This is a genomic window from Leptolyngbya sp. Cla-17 (genome assembly GCF_016807185.1).
Taxonomy (GTDB): domain Bacteria; phylum Cyanobacteriota; class Cyanobacteriia; order Leptolyngbyales; family Leptolyngbyaceae; genus ULC077BIN1.
On record NZ_JAEVYN010000002.1, the window covers coordinates 538,855 to 555,676 of the forward strand.

Annotated in this window: 18 protein-coding genes and 1 tRNA gene; 10 read left to right on the forward strand and 9 right to left on the reverse strand. The window is 45.4% G+C overall.

Annotation, left to right across the window (positions count from 1 at the left end; genetic code table 11):
- Positions 1-159 precede the first annotated feature (159 nt).
- The gene (locus JOY44_RS13645) at positions 160-354 is read left to right on the forward strand and encodes a hypothetical protein (protein ID WP_245404925.1); all 195 of its coding nucleotides are present in this window, start codon (positions 160-162) and stop codon (positions 352-354) included.
- Between the two features lie 98 nt (positions 355-452).
- Complete coding sequence (locus tag JOY44_RS13650; protein WP_171574254.1) at positions 453-1,607, forward strand: pyridoxal-phosphate-dependent aminotransferase family protein; 1,155 nt, start codon at positions 453-455, stop codon at positions 1,605-1,607.
- A gap of 96 nt (positions 1,608-1,703) precedes the next feature.
- On the opposite strand, the gene JOY44_RS13655 is transcribed toward JOY44_RS13650, so the two are convergent.
- The 5 genes from JOY44_RS13655 to JOY44_RS13675 all read right to left on the reverse strand — a co-directional run bounded on the left by JOY44_RS13655 (position 1,704) and on the right by JOY44_RS13675 (position 5,995).
- Positions 1,704-1,895: a DUF2949 domain-containing protein gene (locus JOY44_RS13655; RefSeq protein ID WP_171574255.1), complete on the reverse strand. Its 192-nt coding sequence runs from the start codon at positions 1,893-1,895 to the stop codon at positions 1,704-1,706.
- A gap of 564 nt (positions 1,896-2,459) precedes the next feature.
- Positions 2,460-3,071 (reverse strand): DUF192 domain-containing protein, encoded by a 612-nt coding sequence (locus JOY44_RS13660; protein ID WP_197985312.1) that lies wholly within the window; start codon positions 3,069-3,071, stop codon positions 2,460-2,462.
- A 1-nt stretch (position 3,072) separates the two neighbouring features.
- Positions 3,073-3,765: a response regulator transcription factor NblR gene (gene nblR, locus JOY44_RS13665; RefSeq protein ID WP_171574256.1), complete on the reverse strand. Its 693-nt coding sequence runs from the start codon at positions 3,763-3,765 to the stop codon at positions 3,073-3,075.
- Between the two features lie 207 nt (positions 3,766-3,972).
- On the reverse strand, positions 3,973-4,890 hold the full coding sequence (locus tag JOY44_RS13670; protein WP_171574257.1) for an NAD(+) kinase: 918 nt from the start codon (positions 4,888-4,890) through the stop codon (positions 3,973-3,975).
- A 112-nt stretch (positions 4,891-5,002) separates the two neighbouring features.
- The gene (locus JOY44_RS13675) at positions 5,003-5,995 is read right to left on the reverse strand and encodes an SDR family oxidoreductase (RefSeq protein ID WP_171574258.1); all 993 of its coding nucleotides are present in this window, start codon (positions 5,993-5,995) and stop codon (positions 5,003-5,005) included.
- A 543-nt stretch (positions 5,996-6,538) separates the two neighbouring features.
- Here JOY44_RS13675 and JOY44_RS32385 point away from each other — a divergent pair.
- Positions 6,539-6,628, forward strand: coding sequence for a hypothetical protein (locus JOY44_RS32385; protein ID WP_281063328.1), 90 nt, complete (start codon positions 6,539-6,541; stop codon positions 6,626-6,628).
- Positions 6,629-6,795: 167 nt separating this feature from the next.
- On the opposite strand, the gene JOY44_RS13685 is transcribed toward JOY44_RS32385, so the two are convergent.
- Positions 6,796-6,897 carry a PetM family cytochrome b6-f complex subunit 7 gene (locus JOY44_RS13685; protein WP_171574259.1) on the reverse strand — a complete coding sequence of 34 codons (102 nt, stop codon included), beginning with the start codon at positions 6,895-6,897 and terminating at the stop codon, positions 6,796-6,798.
- 101 nt (positions 6,898-6,998) lie between these two features.
- Between JOY44_RS13685 and pdxA the strand changes: the two genes are divergently transcribed.
- Together pdxA and JOY44_RS13695 are read left to right on the forward strand one after the other, a co-directional pair.
- Positions 6,999-8,111: a 4-hydroxythreonine-4-phosphate dehydrogenase PdxA gene (pdxA, locus tag JOY44_RS13690; protein WP_171574260.1), complete on the forward strand. Its 1,113-nt coding sequence runs from the start codon at positions 6,999-7,001 to the stop codon at positions 8,109-8,111.
- Between the two features lie 362 nt (positions 8,112-8,473).
- Positions 8,474-8,695, forward strand: a complete 222-nt coding sequence (locus JOY44_RS13695; RefSeq protein ID WP_171574261.1) for a DUF4327 family protein — start codon at positions 8,474-8,476, stop codon at positions 8,693-8,695.
- Positions 8,696-8,832: 137 nt separating this feature from the next.
- Here the strand turns inward: JOY44_RS13695 and JOY44_RS13700 are convergent, their stop codons facing one another.
- Both JOY44_RS13700 and JOY44_RS13705 read right to left on the reverse strand, forming a co-directional pair.
- Complete coding sequence (locus JOY44_RS13700; RefSeq protein ID WP_171574262.1) at positions 8,833-9,195, reverse strand: hypothetical protein; 363 nt, start codon at positions 9,193-9,195, stop codon at positions 8,833-8,835.
- 219 nt (positions 9,196-9,414) lie between these two features.
- Positions 9,415-9,837 (reverse strand): hypothetical protein, encoded by a 423-nt coding sequence (locus JOY44_RS13705; RefSeq protein WP_415881126.1) that lies wholly within the window; start codon positions 9,835-9,837, stop codon positions 9,415-9,417.
- Positions 9,838-10,157: 320 nt separating this feature from the next.
- Here JOY44_RS13705 and JOY44_RS13710 point away from each other — a divergent pair, with 320 nt between their 5' ends.
- Complete coding sequence (locus JOY44_RS13710) at positions 10,158-11,717, forward strand: metallophosphoesterase family protein (RefSeq protein WP_171574263.1); 1,560 nt, start codon at positions 10,158-10,160, stop codon at positions 11,715-11,717.
- Positions 11,718-11,857: 140 nt separating this feature from the next.
- Positions 11,858-11,930 (forward strand) — tRNA-Ile (locus JOY44_RS13715).
- An 88-nt stretch (positions 11,931-12,018) separates the two neighbouring features.
- Here JOY44_RS13715 and JOY44_RS13720 read toward each other — a convergent pair.
- Positions 12,019-12,510 carry a hypothetical protein gene (locus tag JOY44_RS13720; protein WP_203032025.1) on the reverse strand — a complete coding sequence of 164 codons (492 nt, stop codon included), beginning with the start codon at positions 12,508-12,510 and terminating at the stop codon, positions 12,019-12,021.
- Positions 12,511-12,858: 348 nt separating this feature from the next.
- Between JOY44_RS13720 and pyrE the strand changes: the two genes are divergently transcribed.
- The 3 genes from pyrE to JOY44_RS13735 all read left to right on the forward strand — a co-directional run bounded on the left by pyrE (position 12,859) and on the right by JOY44_RS13735 (position 16,813).
- Positions 12,859-13,458, forward strand: coding sequence for an orotate phosphoribosyltransferase (gene pyrE, locus JOY44_RS13725; RefSeq protein ID WP_171574265.1), 600 nt, complete (start codon positions 12,859-12,861; stop codon positions 13,456-13,458).
- Between the two features lie 271 nt (positions 13,459-13,729).
- Positions 13,730-14,074 carry a hypothetical protein gene (locus JOY44_RS13730; protein WP_171574266.1) on the forward strand — a complete coding sequence of 115 codons (345 nt, stop codon included), beginning with the start codon at positions 13,730-13,732 and terminating at the stop codon, positions 14,072-14,074.
- 414 nt (positions 14,075-14,488) lie between these two features.
- Positions 14,489-16,813 (forward strand): amylo-alpha-1,6-glucosidase, encoded by a 2,325-nt coding sequence (locus JOY44_RS13735; protein ID WP_171574267.1) that lies wholly within the window; start codon positions 14,489-14,491, stop codon positions 16,811-16,813.
- The last annotated feature ends 9 nt before the right edge of the window (positions 16,814-16,822 follow it).

The window sequence follows — 16,822 nt, forward strand, 5'->3', positions numbered from 1 at the left end:
GGTTAAGAAATTCTTAAATTACGTCAAACTTTCCCTAAGTTCGCACGCTGAAAATCTTTACGTCCTTCTCATCCTAGTTTCAATATTGCTTCCATTGTTGTCTTCGCCATGAATCATTCTATTTCAGTAAATCATCAAGTGGTTTTCCGACCAAAGTCAGTGAGTGACGAACTTATTGCTGCCGCGATCGCGGGTGTCATTCAAAGTGCACGTTCGAATGGACAATCTTTGGAAGATTTGATGCAGGAAGTTTTAGCAGACGATGTATTGCTAGATGGGCAGCAGCGTCGTTGCTTAGGAGAAGTTGTTGCGACCGCATGGGAAGTTTTACCGCGTCCGCTTAGCTCTTTATGATTGCACTCTGACAGTTGCAGTGCAGAGCGGCGATCGCGAAAAGATATAATCCTCAAACATACGAGCGAACTATTGAACTTTTGAGAGGCTGAGAGCGCATGGACAACAAATTGATGCTGATGATTCCCGGACCAACACCCGTGCCGGAAAACGTGCTATTGGCAATGGCAAAGCATCCGATTGGGCACCGCAGCGGCGACTTTTCTACAATCATGGCAGAAGTCACCGAAAACTTAAAGTGGCTGCATCAAACACAGAATGATCTGCTGATTTTGGCGGCAAGCGGCACGGGGGCAATGGAAGCAGGCATTATTAATTTCCTGAGTCCGGGCGATCGCGTTTTAGTAGGCTGCAACGGCAAGTTTGGCGAGCGTTGGGCAGAAGTCTGCGATGCTTATGGGCTAAAGACTGAAAAAATCACCGCAGAGTGGGGTAAGCCACTCGATCCAGAGCAGTTTCGTGCTGCATTAGAAGCAGACACAACCAAAACAATCAAAGCTGTGATCATCACTCATAGCGAAACCTCTACGGGTGTTTTGAATGATTTGGCAACGATTAATCATTACGTGAAAGCTCATGGGGAAGCCTTAATCATCGTTGACACAGTGACCAGTTTAGGCGCGGTCAATATTCCAACCGATGAACTAGGTTTGGATGTGGTAGCGTCGGGTTCGCAAAAAGGGTACATGATTCCACCTGGATTAAGCTTTGTTGCCGTTAGTGCTAAAGCATGGCAGGCTTACGCCACAGCAAAACTGCCTCGATTTTATTTTGACTTGGGCAAATATAAAAAAGATGCTGCCAAGAACACAACCCCCTTCACTCCTGCAATCAACCTAATTTTTGCCTTGCAGGCATCCTTGCAGATGATGAAAGCAGAGGGTTTAGAAAATATCTTTGCGCGCCATCAGCGGCTTACTCAAGCGACTCGGTCTGCAGTGAAGGCAATGGGGCTACCGCTGTTAGCGGCCGATGAGAACGCCAGTGCCGCTATTACAGCAGTGATGCCTGATCAAGTGGATGCAGAAAAAATTCGTTCGGTGATGAAGAAAAGATTCGATATTGTCTTGGCGGGCGGACAAGACAGTTTGAAAGGTAAGATCTTCCGGATTGGACATTTAGGGTTCGTGAGCGATCGCGATATTTTAGCGGCGATCGCCTCTCTCGAAGCTACCTTGCAAGAATTGGGCTATGAAAACTTTGCTCTTGGTGCTGGGGTTGCTGCTGCCGCGAAGGTAATCGCAACTCTATAGCAGGCTGTTGTGTAGTTCAGTCACCTTTGTCTAGACGGTGCGGGGTTCGGAGTTCAGAGTCGTTGCTTGAATTCTCAACTCCGCACTTAGTCTAGCTTAAGCATTTTCGAGCCAGTCATAAATTCGGTCTAGTTGCTCTAAGGTGACTAAACCGTATTGCCACAGAATCATTGGTAAGGGACCAGGATCTTGCTCTATGTGACGAAGCGCGATCGAGATGGAAGAAGCTGAAACAGCCAACTCTTCCTGCAAAAAATGAATTAAACGTGAATAGGTTGATGATCCCATGTAGCCCCTTCTCCCAAAATAGTCGTCTATTTAGTTTACTTAGTTTGCCTCAAAAATCGTACAAATGTACTGCGTAAAGACGTGGAACGTAACTTCAAACATTTAATCTCTGTAAATCAATAACTATTTTCCTAAAACGATTTAGATTTGCAATGCTCAGTTAAGCAGACAAGTAGATTGATCTCATCTGCAAATACACAGACTCTAAAGCTTTAGTCGGAAATTGTCTTGGCTTTTTTACAGAGATCTATTTTCAAAATTAGAAAGTTTTTCCTAGAAAGGTTTTATTTTGAGTTAAATCTAGCTAAACCCTTATGAGTTTTTGTTGGTACTAACCCAACTCCCTTTGTCAATCTAAACTTTCACCCCCACATCAAACCACTTTCTTTGTCTAGAAAGCTGTTTGTGCCAGCGATACCCTACACAAAAAACTTCTAAATAAAGATTTTATGAACAATAGGTTAAGCGATTGAGTGAAGGATAGGCTCTGTCTCACGAAAGACTAACGCATATCCAATACAAAAACTTTGCAGATTTGAAGATCTACAAAGTCTAATGCTTTTTTTACAGAGAGGTATTTGTAGGATTCTTTGTAGTGAACTGCACAAGCAGGCGATCGCCCGGTTTGATACCCAATTCAATAGCGCGACCGCCTCTCAATTCAATTACTTGGTCAACTGCGTCTTTCGGTCCATAAAAAGGGCAAGGCTCTGATTTGCAGGGCGGCACATTACTGGAAACTGAAACGACCTGCCCGTTTCGCAAAAATATCATATCCAAATTAATCACCACGTTCTTCATCCAAAAGCTCACTGGACGCGGTGGAGAAAAGGGAAATAGCATTCCGCGATTGGCATCCAGCGCCGTGCGATACATTAGCCCCATTGACTGTTGCTCTACCGTGCGTGCCACTTCTAGTTGAATCAATTGGTCGCCAGCTTGAATCTGAGCAGAAATAGGTAACATTTGCCCAACCTTGGCTAGCTCTAAAGGGAATTTTGATGTCTGAAGAGTAGTGTTTTTTTCAAGAGGAACCGACGCAACTGGAGAAGAACAGCCGCTGACCAATAGACCAAGCACCAAGATACCGCCTGAAACGATTTGTGTATATTGCCGCTGAGTGCGATCGCTCATTCTACCCCACTGCCCCACTTGCTTCTGAAAAATTAGCTTCACATTACGCCTCACGGAGAACGTACCCTACGCCACGCACGGTTTGAATTAGCCGCTTTTCGCCTTCATCTTCAATTTTCAAGCGTAGGTAGCGGACATAGACTTCAATTACATTCGATTCGCCAACAAAGTCATATCCCCAAACGTTTTCTAGGATTTGTTCGCGGGTTAGCACTTCGCGCGGGTGTTCCATTAAGTATTTGAGCAGTTCAAATTCCTTCATAGTTAGATCTATCGTGCGGTTGTTCCGAATCGCTCGACGAGTTGCCAGATCTAATCCTAAATCTCCAAAACGCAGCTTTTCTGTAGTTTCTTCATCCGATTGTAGATAAAGTCGTACTAACTTCAAAAAATCATCTGCTCGATAGGGTTTGAGAAAATAATCATCGGCTCCTGCGTCTAAGCACGCAACCCGATCTTCTACAGTATCTCGCGCCATCAGCATTAGGATGGGCACTCGCGCTCCTGTTGCCCGAAGACGGTTGCAAAACCATAGTCCTGATTCTCCAGCTAACATGCGATCGACCACAACTAGTGATGGCTGCGCTTCTGAAATTTTCCGTAGTCCGCTGATGGCATCTTGTGCGATCGCGGTTTCATAGCCAGATTCTTGCAGATCTACGCTGACGTTGTGAGCAAGAGTCTCATCAGTTTCGATCAACAGAATTTGAGTGCCATCGACAGTTGCAGTGTTCATAAGCAGGGGAGAAAGGTCTATAAACGGCAGTTAAAATAATTCCTTAGATGAATAAGTATTAATTCCTATCGCCCCTCTGTTTTAGCATACTCTTTTGGTTAAGTTGGACTTCTTTGTCTAATATCCTCCCTAGGTATGATTGCAAAAGTTTTGGTGCAAGTAATTTTGAGCCAGCAGCTTGGGTTTTGTTCCGTATCTAATCTGTATCTAGGGCAATTCTACTGAGGTTGGCTTTGCGATGTGGGGCAGCCCCCAACCCAGCTTTTCGCGCAGAATGTGAAAAAACTCTGGGGGCTGTAGCCGAATAAAGCGGGCATTAAACGGCGATCGCTCAATTCGCACGCGGTCATCTGGCAGCACATAGCATCCGCCATTGCCATCGACCACCATGACCAATCGATTAGTGTTCGCTGGAAAAATGGTTACGGGTTCACTATTGGCAAATACTAATGCGCGGGATGCAAGAGAATGGGGACAAATCGGCACCAGTTGAAGAACAGGAACACCGGGTGTTATCACTGGCCCACCGGCTGAAAGAGAATAAGCTGTTGATCCAGTTGGGGTGGAAATGATCAGCCCATCTGCTGCAATATCCACGGGGGCATGGCGACCAATTTCTACTTCAAAGTGACACATACTCGTTAGGGGTTCCCGATGGATCACCATCTCATTCAGGGATAGCGCTTCCCATAACAAATATTTGTCTCGAAAGAGTTGCACCCGCAAAGTAGAACGTTCTTCAACATGGTAAAGATCAGATAGGACAGCTTCCAAGGCCTGCGGTAGTTGATTGACATAGGTTTCAGTTAAAAAACCCAAGTGCCCAGTATTCACAGTCAGTAGAGGAATGCCATAGGGAGCTAATTGTCGGCAGGCAGACAGCACAGTGCCATCTCCTCCCAAAACAACTGCAAATGTCATATCGCGATCAAATCCAGGAGGGTTGAGACTATCAATGGGAGTGTTGCAAACTGGACCACTTGGGCTTGAGTAACCCAAAATTCCACCGATGCCAGTGGCTAGGTGAACTTCCCAGCCACGAGAAGATAGCTTGTCTTTGATTTCTTCGGCAATGCGACAAGCGGCGGGCTTAATATCGTTATAAATGATGCCAGCTTTAGGCACGTCAACGTTCAGCTAAGGACTAATCAATAGGTATAAGGGACTATACCATTCTCGGTAATCGACTGAGCGATCGCTTTTGCGCTAAACCACAAGCGAGTGAATACTGCGATCGCTAAAAACGAGGATAATTTCGTTTCTTGTCCGCTTTGTCTGATTTTTTCTTTTGCTTTTTCTGTTTGTCATAATCTAATTCGCGAAGCTTCTTCATAATCCGCTCGAAGTATTCTTGCAAGTAGCTTTCTACCGTAGTTGTATCTTTAGAATCAAGCCCAAAAACAGAGTAGGTCTCATCCATTGATGCCACCAACGGTTTGCCCGTTGCAATCACCTCTGCAAAAGCCAGCCGATCAGCAATATTCCAAGTCCATTGGAAAAACTTAGTCACTTGACGTGTGAATCGGACTACGCCAATAGGTAAGCGCGTAATTTTGGCATCCCGCCCTGATAGCTTCTCGCAAAGCTGAATCAGTTCATCCGCACTCCACGCACGCGGTCCCACCACCGGGAAAGACTTATTTGCAGTTTCAGGCACCTTTAACGCCTGAATCGCAAATTTTGCAATATCTTGAGTATCCATATATGCCGTTGGAGAAGCGGTTCCCATCACCCAGATGGATTGCCCTTCCAGAAGCGGAATTGCATACTGCCCAATCAATCCCTGCAAAAAGCCACAAGGACGGAGAATAGTGTAGTTTAAGCCCGACTCAGCAAGATATTGCTCAACACATCGCTTAATTTCTAACAGCGGTACTTCGGGATACTTTTCCGCATCCAAAATTGATAAGTAAATGAACCGGTCTATGTTTGCAGTTTTCGCCGCTTGAATTAAATTGACGCTACCTTGCCAATCTACTTGTCGAATGCTCAACGAGTCTGTTGCTCTTGCCGTTGCGGCATTAATCACCGCTGAAATTCCTTCCAGTGCAGAGGGCAAGGTTTCAGGGTTGCATAGATCTCCCGGTACAAGTTCAGCGCCCCATTCTCTTAGAAACGCTGCTTTTTTCTGACTTCGTACTAAGCATCGGACTTCATATCCCTCATCTAATGCTCGTCGGGCAATCTGTCTTCCTAAAGTACCTGTGGCACCAACAACTAAGAGTTTCATGAAGGATTAAGTAAAGAAATTTTAACTTTTACTAAGATACTATCAGAATAGACAGACCCCCTAAGGGATTTTGCTGAATAGCACTAAATCTTTAATTTTCTTTAGGCAGTTTATGGAAGTCGGCACGATTCGCCAAGGCTTCTGGTACAAAGCTTCGCCAACGTTTTATGAATCGCAGGCTCCTTAGTCAATGCCGAGGCGAATGAGAAGATTATGATGCGCTGTATTAGGTGAATCGATGACCCTACAGTTGGTTTACATCAGTGTAAAAATAGATGAGTGATCTTTTATTTTGATATTTCACTAAACATGTCCAGGCTTAAGCAAAAAGCTATAAATTTTTCAAATGTTTCTTCAAAAGAACTTAAATAAAGTTTAATCAAACAGCCTAATTGCATCATTCAAGATTCTGTTGATGTCAATCAGCCTCACCAAATTTACCAAGACATCTTAAGTTTAAAATATCTCAACGGCTGGCAGAATTCGTAGCTTATTGGCAATGGGAATCGATTGAGAATTCTTTCTGCTTTGGCAATTCAAGAATTGTGTGTATGCGACTTAGCAGCAGTAGAAGTAACTGAATCTGCAGTTTCAACATCAATTGCGAACGCTCCGCACCATGCGCTTAGTTGAATATCGTCGTCAAGGACAGAATATGTTTTACTTCCCTAAAGATAATTATATTTTGAACTTATATTGTGAAATTGCTAAGCCTTTGGACGAGCCTGAAGACTCTTGAGCGAAGGCGTAGAAGGATGAAGGTCACGTTCAAAGGGATTGTTCATCCTTCGACTAGGCTTTTACTCTTCGCCGCCTTGTAGTTTTAACATGACAAACCCTAACCCTAGCCCTACCAAAATTAGGCTAGATGCCAAAATAGCAGAGGTAAAAATTTCTCCCATGAACTGGCTGCTCCTTATGCGATCGCGTCAACTTAAAGTGTGAAATAAGAGTATTGCTCTTACAAGAATTCTAAACCAGATTGATCATACTTCCAGTAACAATGGATAAACCCTACAAGCCTCTATTTCATCCCCGCTTAGCAATTCCTTTGGGCGATCTTGCTGGAATTGGAAGTGAAGTGGTATTAAAAGCTCTAGCCAATCCGCAGATCCGCCAAAACGATATCACCTTGATTGGCAGCCGAGCATTGTTAGAAAAAACCTATTCCCGATTGCTAGCCGTGGGAACAGAAAATCCGCTACCACATCCAGATGATTTGTCTTTATTAGATGTTGAATTAGATCCAGAACTTGAGCAGCAGATTCTCTTAGGAGGTGGTAATGCTGCTAGTGGTGCAGCCAGTTTTCAATTTTTAGAGCAAGCGATCGCACAGACCCTCGCAGGTAATTTTCATGCCATCGTCACGGCCCCAATCGCAAAATCGGCTTGGAAAGCCGCTGGTCACGATTATCCAGGGCAAACCGAACTGCTGGCTGAACGAGCCGGAGTAAAACGCTTTGGCATGTTGTTTGTGGCGAGATCGCCCCATACGGGTTGGACATTGCGAACCCTGCTGGCAACGACCCACATTCCCTTAAAGCAAGTTTCTGAAATCCTGTCAGTGGATTTAATGACTCAGAAACTAGAGTTGTTGCTCAATTGTCTACAGCAGGATTTTGGTTTAGAAGCTCCTCGAATCGCGATCGCAGGACTTAATCCTCATAGCGGTGAACAGGGGCAATTGGGACGGGAAGAACAAGATTGGCTAATTCCTTGGCTCAATGAAATGCGCGATCGCTTCCCCTCAATTGACTTAGAAGGCCCCATTCCACCCGACACGCTTTGGGTCAAACCCGGACAAGCCTGGTTTGGCCCAGGTACACCAACCAGAGAAAAGGCTGAAGAAGGCAGACAACACACAACACACACAACACAAAATGTTGCCGATGCTTATCTAGCCCTTTACCACGATCAAGGATTAATTCCTGTCAAACTTATGGCGTTTGATCGAGCTGTAAACACCACCATTGGGTTACCATTCGTTCGTACTTCGCCCGATCATGGCACTGCATTTGACATCGCTGGCCAGGGAATCGCTGATGCTACCAGCATGAAAGCTGCGATAGAGCTTGCCGTAGAGTTGAGCGATCGCCGTCACCAGTTGCTTACCTAATTTAAAGAAATGGAAAAGCTACACATTGTGCGTTCAAAAATCTGATTGGCTGTCCATCATATGGGCATCTGCCAATTTCTCCAAGGCTTACGCTAACCCTAGCTATCCAGCCGAATTAAATAAGAACTTTAACCAGATATTGGTCAAGGTTTAGTGACTTTCGCAAATTTTCTTAATATACTCAGAAGAAGATTGGCATGAGAATGCAAGTTATACGGTATATCAGGCTACAGATGAAAATTCTTCCTGTCCCGAAACAATCTTTTTGCACCATTAAAAACTTGAATTTTCATCTAATTGCTTAATTAGTTGTATTCCGTTGCTTATTGTTTGAATTTGCTACGAAGCTTAGAAGGGTGATTATGCTTCAATCAATTCAGTACTCCTTACCCGTGATTCAAGATGAGGCTCGTCAATTAGTCCAAGAAGGACTCGTAAGCCGACATCAACCTATCTATATTCTGTGCCAATATATCCATGCCCGCGAATGGGCATGGATTGAATGTGAACTAGAGCGCTGCAATTTTCTGCTAAGGGATCGGATTGGCGATCTGATTGGTTATGAAAAGTGGGAGAACGACTAAGCCGCTAGCCTGGTTTAGAGTTATGCATCACTCCCACAGTTCGCTCTCACATCTAAAAGTTTCATCAACGCATTCAAGCTTTGGCAATGAAATGCTTGTTGTGTCTTTACGTTAAAAGAACTGTTTTCCCACATTTCCTACTCTTGGCTCCTTAGATTTTCGAGTTCTGCTCGAATGGTAGCGATTTGAGTAGTAAGTTCTTGTATTTCAGTTTGTACACTAGGCTCAGTTGAGACAGGCGTAGTGGCGGAACTTGAGGGGTAAGGACTTTGAGCGCGGCGTTGACTCAAAACAGTGTCTACAAAGTTACGAGCATCTTGCTCGGTTAATTCTCCTTTAATTGCCCATTCTTCTGCAAGTTGGCTCCATTCTTGACGAAGTTTCGATAAGTTCTCCTGCCGCTTTTGCGGATCTTGGACGACCTCAATCATGGATGCCGTCGCGCCTAGTGTGACACGAAAACCATTTTGCAGTAACTGAATTAACGTCTCAGAATTCATCAGGTGTCGTTCCTTAATATCAAGCGGATGGTTGCTAAATGCTTAGCGTAAGATATGTGCAGCTATCGATTCGTGAAACGTTAGCGAAGCTTTCTACAGGACTCTTTATGGCAGTGCGACTTCCATAAAAGCTTTCAGAAGGAACTATAAAAGCTCTGAAAGAAAAACTGCAATGATTCTACTGTAATCTCACTGATTCCTGCCGAAGAGATGGCGAATTTAACTAGCTTGCTCTAGATACTGGTTCACATCTTCTACCAATCGGCTAAGCTCGGCTTCAGTTGTTAAGCGAATGCGATCGTCTCTGAGCGTGATGAGCACTTTTGCAGCAAAGGGTGAAGACCAAATATTGGGGTTACAAAAGATTTCTAGAAAAACGTCTCCGGTAAAGCGATATTCCATCGGTTTTTGAGGCTTTGGTTTGGTAGCAGGCGAACCTTTTGTCGCAACGACTTTTAGGCTAGTCATTAGCTCAGCAATTTGACCTTGCAGCGTTTGGGCGGCTTCAGGAGCGAACTGAAAAGAAACCGCCCCTTCAATTAAATTGAGTGTTAATGGAGGAGTAGGCATTTGCCGGAAAACCGAATGATTGGCACTCTTATGGTAAGGGGCAACGGGGACAGACGCGATCTCTCTTGTCATCAAGATTGACACTCTGATGATTGGTGCGGCAATCAACGGGGCAGTATCGGTGGCATATCATCGCTGCTCATATAGATATGCGCCTCAACAAAAGAAAATTCTGAAGCGATCGCCCTGATTCTAAAGTAAATCACACCGTCATCTAAGTAATGCTCATATTTGGGTTTGTGGTGATCCTGAAGCTTGTTTGAGGAGGCAAGTTTCGCGTAGGGTATATGTCATTCTGACTCAACTAAGTTTTGGTTAAAACTAGAACTACGGGTTGATCCATTGCTGAAGCGAACCGTGGATAGTGATCAGTAAGTACAGCAGGTATAGAAATGACTTTTATCGTCGATCCAGATAGCGCAACGAAAATTGTCAAAATGCAGCAGCGGGTGCGCTGGCGCGATCGCATAATTGCTCAAAAAAACATTGATCAAACAACGCTGGTGCTAGATGACGGTGTGGATGACAGCCCTGATTTTTCCTTTATGGTGATTGGCGACACTGGCTCTGGCTATCATCGTGGGCACAATCCCCAGCGAAAAATTGCGGAACAAATGCTGCCCCATCGCCAAGACTGTCGCTTTGTGCTGCACACGGGCGATGTAATCTACATGGTTGGCTCTAGCGAATACTATCCCAAAAATTTTATTCAACCCTATCGGGAGTTTTTAGTCGGTGGCAATCGCCCTGGTCGAATTAAATACGATCAAATGGTTTTCAATCAACCCTTCCTACCAACCCCAGGAAACCATGATTATTACGATCTTCCCTGGTGGTCTGGGGCGATCGCCCAAGCCGCTGTCCCCTTTCGATACCTGATTCGCCATCGGCTAGATTTGGATATAGGCTGGCATGGCTCTGGTCAAGGTAATGCCTATGCCCAGGCCTTTTTGGACTATTTAAAGCGATTTATGACCGATGCAGAGCTGGAACGTCACCTAGACCAGCACTACACGGCGAAAACTGATGCTGGGCGTTGTCTGCGCTACCAACCTGGAAAGTTCACTCGATTACCCAATCGCTACTATACGTTTCAGGCAGGAGGAATCGATTTTTTCGCGCTTGACTCTAATACCTTTAATGCGCCTCTACCATTGCCTACTGGTTTGGATGGAGAAGACGCACGACAGGCATTACATCGAAAACGGGATGAACTGGAGCAGGAACAGCGATCGCTGCTTGAAGAAGCCGATCGCCTAGACATCAAACAGCCAGAACAAGAAGAGCAATGGAATGACATTCAGGCAAAGGTAGAGCAATTGGCGGAAATTATTCGCGACATTGACAAACAGCTAAATGTAGATGAAACCAGTTTTAGCGATCGCGAACAGTTGGAATGGCTAGAGCAGCGCTTAATTGACTCCTGGAATACTGAGTCAGTGCGAGGACGCATTCTCTATTTCCATCATCCGCCTTACGTGACGGAGGCAACTAAATGGCATCAAGCGCAAACTTTGGCAATTCGTCTTCGGTTGCGGCAAGTATTAGATGCAGTTGCCAAAGCAGTAGGTAAGACAGCAGGCGATCGCTCGATCGTTGACCTCGTGATTACAGGTCATGCTCACTGCCTGGAATATCTTCGCACCACCAAGACGAGCCACGCAGATGCTGACACGAACTGGATTGTCTGTGGTGGTAGTGGCTTTAGCTTGAGGCGACAGCGACTGGAAGGCTCAGAACTATTGGAAGGCTTAGGACAACCGTATTCTGTTGCTCGCTCTCAATTATTTATCGGTCGCACTGGACAAGGTTCTCAGAAACGCCGCCCTTACTCTTTTATTCGGATTGACGTGGAAGACGGCTGCCCCCCTAAATTCACTGTCCGCCCTTATATTGCCGAATGGTATCAGCGCAAGTGGAAAGAATACGCAATTGAACCTTTTACCTTTTAATGGCACCGCTACAGCTGAATTTCAGGCCAGCAAACGTTGGGATGAATATAGTGACTTGCTCTTACGCTGACGGATAATTGCGGATAGGCAGAATTGTAAAGCAACCAAAACTGAAAATCGATATACAATAAATGCTAAACCCAGGGTTGGCCGAGCGGTTTAGGCAGCGAACTCATAATTCGCCCCAGGCAGGTTCAACTCCTGCACCCTGGATTGATTTAGCATTATTGATATTACTGATTTTTAGCAGTAAATTTTCGGTCTCATGATCGTGTAGCCGAAAATGGCGATCGCCAGACCTTTACCAAAGCCCTGGAACTGGCTTTTGGGGTGCCGCTGGTACGGGCTGCGGTGCTTGAGGTGCTTGGGTTGCTTGAGGGAATATCACCACCGGCGTTGGCGCTGCCTCATTGGGTAGAACTACGACTGATTCAGGTAGGTCACGCACAGAGTATGGATAGGGGTTGGGTAAATCCAATGTGCGAATGATTGGACCTGCGTTTAATTGTTTATACAGTACTTCTCGATAGACTTCATTGACAGATCTACCATCACGGGCGATATTATTTTCGCTAAAGGGACCTAAGAGAACTTTGAGTTGTCCTCCAAGAGTACTAGTGCCATAAAAACTAGGACCGCGTTTGAAGAAAGCATCATCAAACTTGTTGGAAACCTGTCCAAAAGGCACGCCTGAAACTAATGGGACATCTTGGGCGATCGCTGCCGCAGAAAACCCGATCCCAACCGTAGCTGCTGCCAATCCCGCGATCGCACATCGACAGCCAATAGACATAGAACGACTCTCAAAATTCATGCGATAACTCCTCAAGTTTTTTGACAATTGCTCACTGTTATGAGCAAGGTTAGGATTGGCATTTTTTTCAAAACAGCGACAGTTTTACCTGCTTTCTTAACCAAACCGATTAATATTTACTCATAAGCATTCCAATTGTACTCATGACTTTCTAAATTGATGTCATTAATTTGGAACAATTTTTTGGCTTCACTTTTATGGCAGTTCTAAACTTTTTTCTGTCAGCTAAGTGCCACGAGAAACGGTTTTTCTAGCGGAAGCTTTCTCACAATTTCAGTTGGATGCATTAGCTTCATATCAATTCATCTCGCATTATTTTAAGTACTTATGCCACCCTCCCTTTCATTTTCGACTCTCGAATTGCCCGTGCTTCGTCACCAACTCTTAGATCTCATGTGTCAAGTTGCTTATCAAGAAGGGGATTTTGTTTTGTCATCGGGGCAAACCAGTTCTTATTACATCAATGGCAAGCAAGTGACGCTTCATCCTCAAGGTGGCGTGGCGGTTGGCAGGTTGTTGCTGGCAATGGTGCCGTCTGAATCGATTGCTGTTGCGGGGCTGACGTTAGGAGCCGACCCATTGGTGACTGCAACCAGTGTGGTAGCTGCCTATGCAGGCCGATCGCTGGCTGCTCTGATTGTTAGAAAAGAAGCTAAAGGGCATGGCACGATGGCCTATGTTGAGGGTCCCAGCTTACCAGAAAAAAGCTCAGTTACCGTTTTAGAGGATGTGGTGACTACCGGAAAGTCTGCGCTGCAAGCAGTTGATCGCTTAAAATCTGCGGGTTATCAGGTAAACGGCGTGCTGGCTTTAGTGGATCGGCTTCAAGGTGGCGCAGAGTGCTATCAGCAAGCAGAGATTCCTTTTCAACCTGTCTTTACTATTTCAGATTTGCAGCAACGCTGGAGTGAACTCCATTCGGCATAAATTTACTTGCGGGATTTTACGGTCGTAAGAGTCTGAAAAGTTGTTTAGACTACAAAACAATAGTTCTTTGAGTGATGTTGAGAGTTTTAATCAATTCGTCATGTGAGACCCTGAACCAACTAGGATTATTGAATCGCTCAAGCTAGAAACAAAGCTCTCATCACAATCTAGGCTGCACTGCGATCGCCCTCGTCAGTTGAAAGATAAACCGATGCCTCCTTCTCCTACAAATGCTGAGTTAATATCCCCTCCACGGGTAATAAACTCAGCCATGTCTTACCTTGATGACATTATTGGTGCAGCCATTTTTGATTTGAATGGTCTACCCAAAGAGTATTTCACCACCCTTGAAAGCACTAACATGAGTTGGGTGCAAACTATTTTTCAAGCACTTGGCTTGCGATCGCTGCTCATGTCTTCTTTGCAGCTTGAGGGTTTTCACCATGCCACTATTGAAGGGCAAGAATATCTTGCAGTGATTGTCAAACAGCGCACTCAGTATACTGCGCTGTTACTCCGACCAATTGACGACGAATGTTCAGGTTCTTTCTTGAAGTGGATTCAGAATTTTCAGACTGACACCTTAAAGCAACATTCCCGATTTCGCGCCGCTTAGACGGGCAAGCAGTGTGAAGTGCGAAGTATAGATGTGAAGTCAGCAAAATTTTATAATTTTATAAATTACCTTTTATTTTATAGATGCCTCTTTAATTTTGCTAAAACGGTTCTCACTCACATACAGTTTGCTTGTTTTCTGTCTTCTCACCGTAAATATCCTCGACTCACCTAGGATTTTCTCTAAAACTGCTTAAGACATTCTGCCCACAGCGCGAGTAATCCAGCAGGATAGATCTTATGAGACTAGAAAAAGAGAAGTTTTCCATTTGAGAGGATTGAAATATCTATTATTTCATTTGGAACGGCATCAATCTTAACGGTTTGCTAGGCTAAGCTTGCATGATTTTTTGGGTTTCCCGACACGTGCAATACTTCACTCTTTATTGACAGTTCTTTCCAACTTATGGATGGTATGACTTTGGAAACTATTGAAATCGGCGGACGACAGTTTATTCGGGCCGATCAGCTTCCCCAACCTGAGTGGGCATGTGTTTTGAGCGAACGGCCCCAAGCCCACTTGACTCTCAAAGATGACGATCTATTTTTGTTGACCGATATTTTGGGTAATATTGGTGGCTGTACGGGCGACGATCGCAGCAGCAGTATGGGTTTGTACTGTGGAGACACTCGCTTTCTTAGCCGTTTGGAACTGCAAATTGAGGGGCGATCGCCCACTCTGCTGAGCAGTACTGCTGATAAGGGATTTGTGCTGTCAGTGTTGTGTACTAATCCTACGTTGGGCGATCGCATCAAAGCCGAATCTATTGGCATTAAGCGAGAGCTTGTGATTAATGGTGGACTCTTTGAAGAAATTGAAATTTCCAACTACAGTACGAATCCTGTCAGCTTTGAGCTAAGCCTCAGTTTTGATGCGGATTTTGTAGATTTATTTGAAATTCGTGGCTTCAACCGAGAACATAAGGGACATCGCTTACGGCTCTTAGCCCCATTTGTAGAAAAAAATCCCGACAATGGGCGGGAAACCGAAAGCCATTCAGAGGAAGGCACAGAGGTCGAAAGTTTCCCCACATCTTCTCTTCTTCCCCGCCCTTCTCCCGACTTCCCTCCTTTGCTATCAGAACTCAGCCTTGCTTATCAAGGGCTTGACGGTGTGCTGATAGAATCGCGAATTTCCTTTGTTGATCGTCAACCCGACCAACTCAAGGGCGACACTGCCGTCTGGCAACTAGACTTACAATCTCACGAAACCCAACGCCTGGGCTACCGCCTGCAAACGCTTGTAAATGGACGCTCCGCTTCCACGGTCAATGCTCCAGGAACATTAATGCAGGCGAAAGCAGCGGAATTGATGGAAGAACAAACCTGGCACCAGCAGGCTACCTCCATCCGTTCCGATAAAAACACTTTTAATCAAATCATTGAGCAAGCTGAACAAGATATTTACCTGCTGCGGCAATCCTTTAATAAGGGCAAAGCCCTTTCTGCTGGGGTTCCCTGGTTCTCGACGTTGTTTGGGCGTGACTCCATCATCGCCGCATCTCAAATCTTAATGCTGGATCCGCAAATTGCTCGTGAAACCCTGAAAATTCTGGCTCATTATCAAGGCAAGCAAGAGGATGAGTGGCGAGATGAGCAACCGGGCAAAATCTTACACGAGATTCGCTTCGGTGAAATGGCGCGTTGCCAGGAAATTCCTCACACGCCTTACTATGGCACCGTGGATGCTACGCCTCTATGGCTGATGCTCTATGCTGAGTACTTTGCTTGGACAGCAGATCACGAAACGCTAGACCAGTTATGGAGCAATGCATTGGCGGCAATGGATTGGATTGATCGGGGGCGCAAGCAGACTGGCTATCTCGTGTACGATCGCAAATCTAGTCGTGGTTTAGATAACCAGGGTTGGAAAGATTCCGACGACTGCATTGTTAATCGACAAGGGCATCTTGCTCAAGGTGCGATCGCCCTCTGCGAGGTTCAAGGCTACGTGTATGCTGCCAAAATTCGCCTTGCTCAAGTTGCCCGGATGAAAAAGCGCATCGACTTGGCAGACCAGTGGGAAGAAGAAGCCCGCGATCTAAAATTTCGCTTTAACCGCGACTTCTGGATGGAAGACCAAGATTACTGCGCTATTGCTCTTGATGGAGACGGTAAACCTGTAGATAGCATCTCCTCTAACCCTGGGCACTGCCTCAACTTAGGCATTTTTACTCCGGAAAAAGCTTATAGTGTTGCCGAACGTCTGCGTGCACCAGATATGTTTAATGGCTGGGGCATTCGCACCCTGAGTAGCCTTTCCCCGGCATATAACCCTATGGGCTACCACGTTGGTTCTATATGGCCTCATGACAATGCTCTGACTGCGGTCGGCTTGCGCTCCTTAGGCTTAATTGATCAAGCACTGGAAGTGGCTCAAGGAATTCTTGATATGACCCACCGCCAACCCTACCAACGCCCGCCAGAACTGTTTTGTGGCTTTGAACGCACGGATGGCAGTGAACCGGTGCAGTATCCGGTTGCCTGTTCGCCCCAAGCATGGGCAACGGGTAGCATCTTTCAATTACTGCAAATGATGGTCAACTTGGTGCCAGATGCGCCCAATAACACCCTGCGAATTATTGACCCGGCTTTACCTCCTTCCATCAATCAACTTTCGCTGCACAATTTGAGGGTGGGTCCAACATTATTGGATCTAGAATTTGAGCGTTCTAATGGCACGACTGCCTGCCGTGTTTCTAAAAAGCGAGGCAATTTGCGCGTAGTGATTGAGGCGTAGATTTTTACG